The sequence below is a fragment of the Jatrophihabitans sp. genome (assembly GCF_051960575.1).
Classification (GTDB): domain Bacteria; phylum Actinomycetota; class Actinomycetes; order Mycobacteriales; family Jatrophihabitantaceae; genus JBQCEE01.
Genome location: NZ_JBQCEE010000011.1, coordinates 1 through 8,457, shown reverse-complemented (window position 1 = coordinate 8,457; position 8,457 = coordinate 1). Strand labels below are relative to the sequence as shown.

Below are 8,457 nucleotides of genomic sequence, written 5' to 3'. Positions count from 1 at the left end.
TCCTGCCACTCGCGGATGCGCAGGTAGTGCAGGAACTCGTCGCGGCACATGCGCCGGAACGCGTTGCCGGACAGCTCGCGGCGCTGCTCGCGCAGGTGGTTCCACAGGTTGAGGAAGCCGATGAAGTCGGAGTGCTCGTCGGCGAAGCGCGCGTGCTTCTGGCGCGCGGCCTCCTCGTGCTCGGCCGGCCGCTCGCGCGGATCCGGGATGGTCAGCGCGGCCGCGATCACCAGCACCTCGCGCACGCAGTGCTCGCGCTCGGCCTGCAGGATCATGCGCCCGACGCGCGGGTCGACCGGCAGCTGCGCGAGGCGCTGTCCCAGCTCGGTGATGCGCCCGGACGCGTCGAAGGCGCCGAGTTCCTGCAGCACCGCGATCCCGTCGCGCACGGAGCGCCGGTCGGGCGGGTCGAGGAACGGGAACTCCTCGATGTCGCCGAGGCGCAGGGCGGCCATCTGCAGGATCACCGAGGCCAGGTTGGTGCGCAGGATCTCCGGCTCGGTGAACCGCGGCCGGGCCTCGAAGTCGGTCTCGCTGTACAGCCGGATGCAGATGCCCTCGCTGACGCGCCCGCACCGGCCCTTGCGCTGGTCGGCCGAGGCCTGCGACACCCGCTCGATCGGCAGTCGCTGCACCTTCGTGCGCCGCGAGTACCGCGAGATGCGCGCCGTGCCCGGGTCGACGACGTAGCGGATGCCCGGCACCGTCAGCGACGTCTCGGCGACGTTGGTCGAGAGCACGATGCGCCGGCCGGTGTGCGGCTCGAAGACGCGCTGCTGCTCGGCCGTCGGCAGCCGCGCGTACAGCGGCAGCACCTCGGTGTTGCGGAGCTCCTCGGCCCGCAGCGCGTCGGCGGTGTCGCGGATCTCGCGCTCGCCCGACAGGAACACCAGCACGTCACCCGGCGCCTCGGACGCGAGCTCGCGGCACGCGTCGACGATCCCTTCGATCTGGTCACGGACGGGCACGGCGACGTTGTCGTGGTGGGGGTCGTCGGCGTCGTCGTCTCCCGCGGGCGCGTCATCGACACCTGTAGAAGGCGGTGCCTCGTCCAGCGGCCGGTACCGCACCTCGACCGGGTACGTGCGGCCGGAGACCTCGACGACCGGGGCGTCGTCGAAGAAGGCCGAGAAGCGCCCGGGGTCGATCGTCGCCGAGGTGATGATCACCTTGAGATCGGGCCGCTGCGGCAGCAACCGCTGCAGGTACCCGAGCAGGAAGTCGATGTTGAGCGACCGCTCGTGGGCCTCGTCCACGATGATCGTGTCGTAGCGGCGCAGCAGCCGGTCGCGCTGGATCTCGGCGAGCAGGATGCCGTCGGTCATCAGCCGCACCAGCGTGCGGTCGCTGACCTGGTCGGTGAACCGCACGCTGTAGCCGATCGCATCGCCGAGCGGCACCTGCAGTTCGTCGGCGATCCGCTGCGCGACCGTGCGGGCGGCGAGCCGCCGTGGCTGCGTGTGGCCGATCAGCCCGTCGATGCCGCGGCCGAGCTCGAGGCAGATCTTCGGCAGCTGCGTCGTCTTGCCGGAGCCGGTCTCGCCGGCCACGACGACCACCTGGTGGTCGCGGATCGCCGCCGCGATCTCGTCCTTGACCGCGGTGACCGGCAGGTCGGGGTACCGCAGCGTGGGCAGCGCGGCCCGGCGTGCGGCGACCAGCGCCTCGCGCCGCGCCGGGGAACGGTCGGGACGCGGGCGACGGGCGCGCCGCTGCCGCGGCGAGGTCTCGGTCATCAGGACTCGCGCACCTCAGAACTCGAAGTGCTCGCCGATGACGATCGTGCGGTCATCCGGCAGGTTGAAGTTCACCGCGGGGTTGGCGGCGTTGTGGGCGAGGCCGACGAAGATGCGCTTGCGCCACCGCGCCATGCCACCGGCATCCGAGTGCTCGAAGGACAGCCGCGACAGGAACCACAGCGCGCGCTCGGGGTCGATGTCGAGTTCCGGCGTCATGCCGACGGCCTGCCGCAGCACGTCCGGCAGGTCCTGCTCGTCCTGGAAGCCGAAGGTGACCTGCAGGTGCGAGATGCCGTCGTCGGCGTAGCCGAGGTCGTCGACCTCGAGCCGTTCCTCGCGCGGCACGTACGGCGTGTTCAGCGTGATCACCGAGACCAGCACGACCCGCTCGTGCAGCACGTGGTTGAAGTCCACGTCCGCGCGCAGCGCCAGCGGCGTCGTCTGCTTCGTGGGGTGCGGGTACACCGCCGTACCCGGCACGCGCGTCAGGTTGGTCGTGCGCATCTCTTCGACGAAGTCCTGCAGCGAGCCCTCCATGCCGAGGCGTCGCTGCGTCACGATGCGCCGGCCCTGCTGCCAGGTGGTCATCGTGGTCGTCACCAGCAACGCGATGAGCAGGGGCAGCCAACCGCCGTTGACGATCTTCGTGACATTGGCGGCGAAGTAGGTCACCTCGATGACGCCGAAGACCACGCCGAGCACGACGAGCCGCCACATCGCCCAGTGCCACACCGTGCGCGCGACGATGAGGAAGAGCACCGTCGTGATCATGAAGGTGCCGGTGACAGCGAGCCCGTACGCGGTCGCGAGCTTGTTCGACGACCGGAACGCGGCGATGAGGACGAGGACACCGCCGAACAGCGTCCAGTTCACCGCGGGCACGTAGATCTGCCCGCTCTCCTCCTTCGACGTGTGCCGCACGGTCAGGTTCGGCAGGTAGCCCAGCCGGATCGCCTGCCGCGACACCGAGTAGGCCCCGGAGATCACCGCCTGCGACGCGATGACCGTGGCGAAGGTCGCGAGCACCACCATCGGCACCCGCGCCCAGTGCGGCACCAGCAGGTAGAACGGGTTGCCGACCGCGGCGTGGTCGTGGATCACCAGCGCACCCTGGCCGAGGTAGTTCAGCATCAGGCACGGGAAGACGACGACGAACCACGCGCGACGGATCGGCGCCCGGCCGAAGTGCCCCATGTCGGCGTACAGCGCCTCGGCGCCGGTGATCGCCAGCACCACCGCACCCATCGCGATGAACGCCGTGTACGGGTGGTCGGCGATGAAGCTGCCGATGTAGGTGGGCGAGAGCGCCTTGAGGATCGCCGGGTGCCGCACGATCTCGGGCACGCCCGCGACCGCGATGGCGAGGAACCAGACGATCATGACCGGGCCGAAGACGCGTCCCACCCTGTGCGTACCGAAGCGCTGCACCAGGAACAGCACGGTGAGGATCGCGATGCCGATCGGCAGCACGGCGTCCTTGAGATGAGGGGACGCGACCTCGAGCCCCTCGACCGCCGACAGCACCGAGATCGCCGGCGTGATGACGCTGTCGCCGTAGAACAGGGACGCGCCGATCACGCCCAGCAGCAACGCCGCGGCGACGACCTTGCGCCGGCTGCGCGCGGTGGCCCGGCGGGCCAGCGCGGCGAGCGCCATGACGCCGCCCTCGCCGTCGTTGTCGGCGCGCAGGATGAACGCCACGTACTTCACCGACACGACGAGCGTCACCGACCAGAACACCAGCGACAGCGCGCCGTACACGTCGGACGTGCTGACCTTCACCGCGTGGTGGTCGATGGCGAAGACGGTCTGCAGCGCGTAGAGCGGGCTGGTGCCGATGTCGCCGAAGACCACGCCGAGCGCGCCGACCGCCAGGCCGAGCATGCCGCCGCTGCTGACGTGCGACGGGTGACGCTCGGCCGGCGCGACCTTCGGCGCCGCACCGGGCGGCGGCGCGGTCGACGCGCTCTCGACGGTGGTCTCGTGCACGGCTCCAGTCTGCCGTGCCGCGGCCGGCCGCCCGCTGGGCGAGGGTCAGATCTCGGCGTGGATGGCGGCGCCCGGCGTGTGCAGCTCGGGCATGTAGTGGTCGGCGAAGAGCTTGGCGACGAGCTCACCGCGGCTGGCGACGCCGACCTTGCCGAAGATGGCCTTGAGGTGGTCGCGCACCGTGAACGGCGACAGGAACAGCTCGCCGGCGATCTCGTTGTTGCTCAGGCCCCGGGCCACCAGGCGGGTGATCTCCTGCTCGCGCGGCGTGAGCGAGTACGCCTCGACGATGATCGGCGCGAGCTGCGCCGACTTGGCGGGCTCGACGGTGAGCGCGGTGAGCCCCGGACGGCCGTCCGGCGTGCGCAGGCAGGACGCGTGCAGCGAGAGCCAGCGGCCCGCCTGCGACCGGATGCGCGTGAACGCCGGGCCGCGCTCGCGTCCCTCGGCGACAGCGACGGCACGGCCCAGCACGGCGCGCACCGGCGTCATCGGCAGGTTGGGCATCGACCAGTCCGGGCCGGCCAGCTCGACGAGCAGCCGCTCGGCCTCGTCGTCGAGCGAGACGAGGATCGAGTTGCGGTCGAACAGCGCGGTGCCGGGACGGTCGGTCGTCACGCCGGCCCGGCGCGGCCCCGTGACGAACCCGCGCAGGGCGTTGCCGATCGCCGGTGCCACGAACCGCACGATCTCGGTCTCGGCCGCGCTGAACGGCTCGCGGGCGGCGTCACGGTAGAGGTCCATGACGCCCCACGTCGACTCGCCCACCCGGAGGGCGGCGCGCAGCTCGTCGGCGTAGCCCTGCGGCGAGAGGAACTCGCGGAATCGCGCGCTGCGCGCCGGCCGGTCGTCCGTCGCGCGGAAGAGCGTGTCGACCCCTGTCTCGCTCCGCGCGAGGTCGCGGTAGAGCAGCGCGTCCTCGACGAGGCTCTCGCGTTCCCAGTAGGTCTCGCAGTGACCGGCCTCGATGTTCTCGATCCGCGCCGGCAGGGTCGCGAGCACGGTGGCCGGGTCGGTGCCGAACCAGGCCGAGCCGTCGAACGGCACCAGCTCACGCAGCCGCTCGGACGCGTCGCGGAACAGCTCGTCCGCGTCCATGGCCCGCGCGCAGCTGTCGATGAGCGCCGAGACGCCGCCCCGCGTCGTGATCGTCATGGGCGAAGTCTGTTCGCCTGAACGCGACATGACAACCCGTCATCTGTAGGGGTGGGCGCGACGCGGAACCCCTGCGCTGTCGGATATCCGCCGGCGCGCTGCGTCCCGAGGCTTGGTGCACACCACCGAGACACCGGGAGCAAGCATGACCAACCACCACAAGATCGGCGTCTTCCTGCCGAACGTCGTGCCGGACGCACCGGCCGGCGCGATCGCCGAGTGGGCGACCCGCGCCGAGGCCCGCGGCTTCGACACGCTCGCCGCCGTCGACCGCATCGCCTACGACAGCAGCGAGTCGCTGATCGCCCTCGCGGTCGCCGCCGGCGCCACCGAGCGGATCGACCTCGCGACCAACGTGCTGATCAGCCCGCTGCGCGAGACGACGCTGCTGGCCAAGCAGGCCGCGAGCCTCGACCGAGCCAGCGGCGGACGCCTCACCCTCGGCCTCGGCGTCGGCATCCGCGAGGACGACTTCGCCGTCTGCGGCGCGTCGCCCCGCGGCCGGGGCGCCCGCTTCGACGAGCAGTTGGCGCAGCTGCGCGCGACCTGGTCGGGCGCGACGGGCATCGGCCCGGCGCCGGTGACCCCCGGCGGCCCGGCGCTGCTCATCGGCGGCGACGCCCGCCTGGCCGCGCCGCGGATCGCCGAGCACGGTCAGGGCTGGACGATGATGGTCGGCACGCCCGACCAGTTCGCCGCCTCGCTCGACCAGGTGCGCGCCGCGTGGCGGGCGGCCGGACGCCCCGGGCAGCCGCGGGCGATGGCCGTGCAGTACGCCGCGCTCGGCCCGGCCGCCGATCGTGCGACCGCCGCGATGACCCACTACTACGGCTGGCTCGGCGCCGACATCGCCGGCTGGATCGCGTCCACCGCCGCCACCACCGAGCAGGCCCTCGCCGACCGCGTCGCCGAGTTCGCCGCCGCCGGGGCCGACGAGATCGTCATCGCCCCCTGCTCGGCCGACCCCGACCAGGTCGACCGCTTCGCCGACGTCGTCGTGCGCACGCCCGCCCTCGTCTGACCACCATCACAACCAGAGAAAGCAGCACTGATCATGACCCTCGTCAGCAACCCCACCGCGCTCGACCGCCTCGCGACCGACCTCGACGGCCTGCTCGTCCGGCCCTCGGACGCGGCCTGGGACACCGCCCGCGCGGCCTGGCACCTCGCCGTCGACCAGCAGCCCGCGGCCGTCGTGCTCGCCCAGACGGTGCGCGACGTCGTGGCCACCGTCGACACCGCCCGCGAGCTCGGCCTGCGGGTGGCACCGCAGGGCACGGGCCACAACGCCGCACCGCTCGGCGACCTCTCCGGCAGCATCCTGCTGCGCACCTCGGCCATGCGCGGCGTCGAGGTCGACCCGGCGCGCCGCATCGTGCGGGCCGAGGCCGGCGCGTGGTGGATCGACGTCACCACCGCCGCGGCCCCGCACGGCCTCGCCGCCCTCGCGGGCTCGGCCGCCGACGTCGGCGTCGTCGGCTACACGCTCGGCGGCGGGCTCAGCTGGTTCGGCCGCTCGCACGGCCTCGCCGCGAACACCGTCGTCGCGTTCGACGTCGTGACGGCCGACGGGCGACAGCGTCGGGTCGACGCCGACCACGAGCCCGATCTGTTCTGGGCGCTGCGCGGGGGCAACGGCAACGTCGCGATCGTGACCGCGATCGAGCTGCAGCTGTTCCCCATCAGCGAGGTGTACGCCGGCGTGCTGTTCTTCCCCGTCGAGCGCGCCGAGCAGGTGCTGCAGACGTGGCGGGCGCTGCTGCCGACACTGCCCGAGGAGATCACGTCGGTCGGACGCATCCTGCGCTTCCCGCCGCTGCCCGACCTGCCGCCGCACCTGGCCGGACGCGCGTTCGTCGTCGTCGAGGCCGCCAGCCAGCGCTCCGCCGCGGACACCGACGCGCTGCTCGCGCCGCTGCGGGCGCTCGGCCCGGAGTTCGACACCTTCGGCCCGATGTCGATGCCCGCACTGGCGCAGCTGCACATGGACCCGCCCGGCCCGGTGCCCGGCTACGGCGACGGGGTGCTCGTCGACGGGCTCGACGCCGACGCGGTGCGGGCGTTCGTCGCGGTGAGCGAGCAGTGCGGCCCCGCGCTGCTCTCGCTCGAGCTGCGGCACCTCGGCGGCGCGCTGCGTCCCGACCGCGGCGGCGACGGTGCGTACACCGGCATCCCGGCCGACCTCGCCCTGTTCGCCGTCGGCATCACGCCGACGCCGGAGGCGATGCAGGCGACGCGCGCCGCGGTGCAGCGGGTGCGGGTCGCGATGACGCCGTGGTCCAACGGACGCGCGTACGGCAACTTCGCCGAGGAGCGGGTCGCGTCCGAGGCGATCTGGGGTGACGCCGCGGGCCGGCTGGCGGCGATCCGGCAGGCGTTCGACCCGCACGGCGTGCTGCACGCGAACCACCCCGCGCGGTGATCATCTGCACAGGTTCGGCCTGACGCCACGAGCACGGCCCCCGGACACGACAAAGCCCCCGGAAGGCGGGGGTTCCACCGGGGGCTTTGCTCGTTGGCGTCCGAGCGGGGGTTCGAACGCCGCAAGGTTTGGCACCGTTGATCACGTGCGGGGGGTACGCGATCCGTGCCTGTTCAGTTGTTTATCTCGTGTCCGACCGGGCTGCGGGGGTTTCGCTCGGCCTGACATCGGAAAATCTACGGCTCCTTACGCGAGTCTTACAGTGGGCGAACAGCCCCACTTCCGCAGTGCATCTGCACTAGACCCGTTTCCGCCCGCCGCGGACCTTCCAGGCACAGGTTCACCCCGTGCTCCCCGTTTGTCCACTCGGAACGTCGGGTAGCCCAGGTTCGACGGCGAAACGACGCCGTCCCGCACTCGTGGCAGACCCCGGCTGACGCCGACCGCCGCTCAGACCAGAGCGATGCGCTGCGCCTCGACCCCATGACGGCAGCAGTTCTTGTGGCGTCCCCGGCCATCCGTTTCGGAGGAGACATGACCGATCTCGGCACGACGACGTACCCCACCCCGGGCACCGGCAGCAGCGCCGGGACCGCAGGGGGCAGTACCGACAGCAGCGGCGTGCAGGACAAGGCGGACGAGCTCAAGGGCCGCGCCGCCGACACCAAGGACACCGCCGTCAAGGCCGGCTCGGAGGTCGCGCAGACCGCCGCCGACAAGGCCAAGGACGTCGCCGCGGAGACCCAGCGCCAGGCCCGCAACCTGGCCGGAGAGGCCCGCGACCAGCTGCAGACGCAGGTGCAGCAGCAGCACCAGAACCTGGTGTCGCAGCTGCGCAGCCTGGCCGAGCAGCTCAACAGCATGGCGTCCGCGGGCCGGGGCGAGGGTGGCCCCGCCGGCATCGCGCAGGAACTCGTCGGCCAGGCCGGCGACCGCGCGCAGCAGCTCGTGAGCCACCTCGAGACCCGCCAGCCCGGCGACCTCGTCGACGACGTGCGTCGCTTCGCGCGGCAGCACCCCGGCACCTTCCTGGCCGGTGCCGCGCTCGCCGGTGTGATCGCCGGACGCCTCACCCGCGGCGCCGTCGCGGCGAAACAGGACGACGCGTCGACCGGCTCGAGCGGCTACGTCGGCGGCCCGGGCGGCGCCGGC

General features: G+C 72.5%; 6 protein-coding genes. 3 read left to right on the top strand and 3 right to left on the bottom strand.

The window, feature by feature from the left end; all coding sequences use genetic code 11:
* The 3 genes from hrpA to ACTHMS_RS00625 all read right to left on the bottom strand — a co-directional run.
* A partial coding sequence (gene hrpA, locus ACTHMS_RS00635; protein ID WP_440304743.1) for an ATP-dependent RNA helicase HrpA occupies window positions 1–1,736 on the bottom strand: 1,736 nt, incomplete at its 3' end.
* A gap of 15 nt (window positions 1,737–1,751) precedes the next feature.
* Window positions 1,752–3,623, bottom strand: coding sequence for a potassium transporter Kup (locus tag ACTHMS_RS00630; protein ID WP_440304744.1), 1,872 nt, complete (start codon window positions 3,621–3,623; stop codon window positions 1,752–1,754).
* Window positions 3,624–3,773: 150 nt separating this feature from the next.
* Window positions 3,774–4,883, bottom strand: a complete 1,110-nt coding sequence (locus tag ACTHMS_RS00625) for a LuxR C-terminal-related transcriptional regulator (protein ID WP_440304742.1) — start codon at window positions 4,881–4,883, stop codon at window positions 3,774–3,776.
* Window positions 4,884–5,028: 145 nt separating this feature from the next.
* Between ACTHMS_RS00625 and ACTHMS_RS00620 the strand changes: the two genes are divergently transcribed.
* The 3 genes from ACTHMS_RS00620 to ACTHMS_RS00610 all read left to right on the top strand — a co-directional run.
* Window positions 5,029–5,904 carry an LLM class flavin-dependent oxidoreductase gene (locus ACTHMS_RS00620; protein WP_440304741.1) on the top strand — a complete coding sequence of 292 codons (876 nt, stop codon included), beginning with the start codon at window positions 5,029–5,031 and terminating at the stop codon, window positions 5,902–5,904.
* 33 nt (window positions 5,905–5,937) lie between these two features.
* Window positions 5,938–7,305 (top strand): FAD-binding oxidoreductase, encoded by a 1,368-nt coding sequence (locus ACTHMS_RS00615; protein WP_440304740.1) that lies wholly within the window; start codon window positions 5,938–5,940, stop codon window positions 7,303–7,305.
* A 534-nt stretch (window positions 7,306–7,839) separates the two neighbouring features.
* Window positions 7,840–8,457 (top strand): hypothetical protein (locus ACTHMS_RS00610; protein WP_440304739.1); only part of this gene is annotated, 618 nt, incomplete at its 3' end.